Annotated in this window: 1 protein-coding gene; it reads left to right on the top strand. The window is 45.4% G+C overall.

Annotated elements, in window-relative coordinates; translation table 11 throughout:
• The first annotated feature begins 963 nt into the window (after positions 1-963).
• Complete coding sequence (locus NHN17_RS25610; protein ID WP_255045497.1) at positions 964-1,908, top strand: integrase domain-containing protein; 945 nt, start codon at positions 964-966, stop codon at positions 1,906-1,908.
• Positions 1,909-2,257 lie beyond the last annotated feature (349 nt).

Raw genomic sequence — 2,257 nt, 5'->3', positions numbered from 1 at the left:
TGATTTTGGCCTTTCCAGCCCCTCAGAAGCCCGTAGGCGGCATTTCACATAGATGATCAAGGCGATGCATGCCTAATAACAGTTGAAAGTTTGTGACGGTTTGAGGGCGATTTACAGGGTCTTTCGGGGGCGATTCATTTGAAACAAAAACGCCCCTATAAGGGGCGTTTTTATCACTTTTAGCCAACACATAGCTCTACACACAAAAAAATTTTTTGTGTAGAGCTATGTGGGACAAGCGGAGCGCGTCAGAAACAGAATTATTGTATTTATCAGCAATTTGGGTAATATGAAATTTATCTCGCACAACGTGCGTAAAAATCTACAGTTCTAAGTAGATTACCGATAACGGTTAGAACTCCTCTCCTAACGGAAAAAAATCAAAAGCACCTAAAGCTATAAACCAATAGCTATAAACCAATCAAAGAGCTAACAGCTCCCCCTAAAGATCTAAATCAAAGAGCTAACAGCTCCCCTTAAAGACATTCTAATGCGGCACTAACTGCACTAACTGCACTAACTGCACTAACTGCACTAGATTTTTGGCGATCTCGTCAATTCACAAGCGCTAGCTCCATATGCTGCGTTCACCTATATCTACGTCACCGTAGCTAGTCGTCAAGTTGCGATAGCAACTTGACGACGGTGCCAACCTCAAAAAACCAGATGATTTTCGCCTTATAAACAGACGCTTACGCCTGTCTCATCAACTAACATCATCGAGGTTTTTGGAGGTTATTCACATTCTACGCCCATGAAGCTACGGATTTGCCGTGGTGGACGCAAACGTGGGGGGAATATGTTACGCACAAAACCCAGCCAAAAGGCTAAACACTCAGGACTACGAGGGATGCAACAAGCCCGTTCTAGAAGCGCAACTAGCGTAGTCACAAAATAAATGCGCGGAACTCTCAACATTACACCCGAGGGGTGCGCAACATGAGTGTAAAAATGAATAGAAACATGAACGTTAGGAATTATGGTCTAGGATCTCGAGATCTCGGCCGAGCACTGGTAAATGCGTACCAATTATCTGCAAATGGAGATAAAACAAACGCTGACACCAAAAGTTTTTGTCGATCATTTGCGAACTACCTACGAGATGAGCATGGGATTAAGGATCTCAGGCGTGTAGAGCTGGAGCATGTTCAGGGCTACGCAGAGCATCTGAATGAGCGTTATGAACAAGGTGAAATTACGGCGGGTTCTGCTCAAGTAATGCTATCCAGAGTGAATGTTGCCATGAGTAATGCCAGGTTAGATGATAAATGCCACCTAAATCCTGTCCGCGATGCTGGGTTACCGACAAGATCTGGCATAGCCGACAGTGATCGCAGCACACCAGAGGGCCTACACACCAAGACCTGTCAGAAGGTTAGTTCTCGACTGGCATCTCAACTAGGGCTGCAGCGGGAACTGGGGCTTAGGTTCAAGGAGAGCAGCCTAATCAACGCCAAATTAGCTGTGGTTGAGGGGGAAAAAACGGGGAAAATCACAATCGATGCTGGAACAAAGGGTGGGCGACCACGAGAGGTACCGATCAATAGCAATGCCCAACTGGAAGCCCTCAGAACAGCGGCATCTCAACAAGGTAGCGAACGCTCGATGATCCCTGAATATCAAACATGGCGGCAATATCAGTTTCAGTCCTATCGTGAAATGAAGGATACGGGAATGACATTTCATGGGGAACGGCACAGCTACGCCAATGATCGTTATGAGCAACTATCAGGGGTGCAATCGCCTGTTCGTTCAGGTGTTGGTCACACCCAACATCACCACTTCATCAGCCAGAAACTCGGCATATCACTGAATGCCTCTCGCCAACTAGACCACCAATGCCGGCTGCAAGTCAGCAATGAATTGGGTCATGGTCGAATCTCAATAACAAATGCATATTTAGGTTAAAAATGGACCCCAAGACATACCGAGAAATCAGGTTATACATGCACCCTTACCTATCGAAAGGCAAAAAGACAGCGAACAAAAAAAAACAGTTTACGAGGTTAATTGCCATTATTGAGGATATCTTTCAGCATGAGCCCAGCCAAAAAATCAACAGTATAGGATGGAGGCAGATCACCGGTTATTGGAAAAGAAACTCCGATACGGCAAAAATTCGTAGGGAGAAATACAATGTTTTAGTGATATTTTTTGCACAGGCAAATCCTCTAGTTCGCGTACCTGAGCCCCAAAATGTAAATTCGATGGCCTCACTCTCAAATAAGCATTGTTGATCCTGCCGTAGGCGGGTCAG

This window comes from Photobacterium pectinilyticum (genome assembly GCF_024357955.1).
Lineage (GTDB): Bacteria > Pseudomonadota > Gammaproteobacteria > Enterobacterales > Vibrionaceae > Photobacterium > Photobacterium pectinilyticum.
The sequence above is the reverse complement of the archived record's forward strand: the minus strand, read 5'-3'. Positions and strand labels throughout refer to the sequence as shown.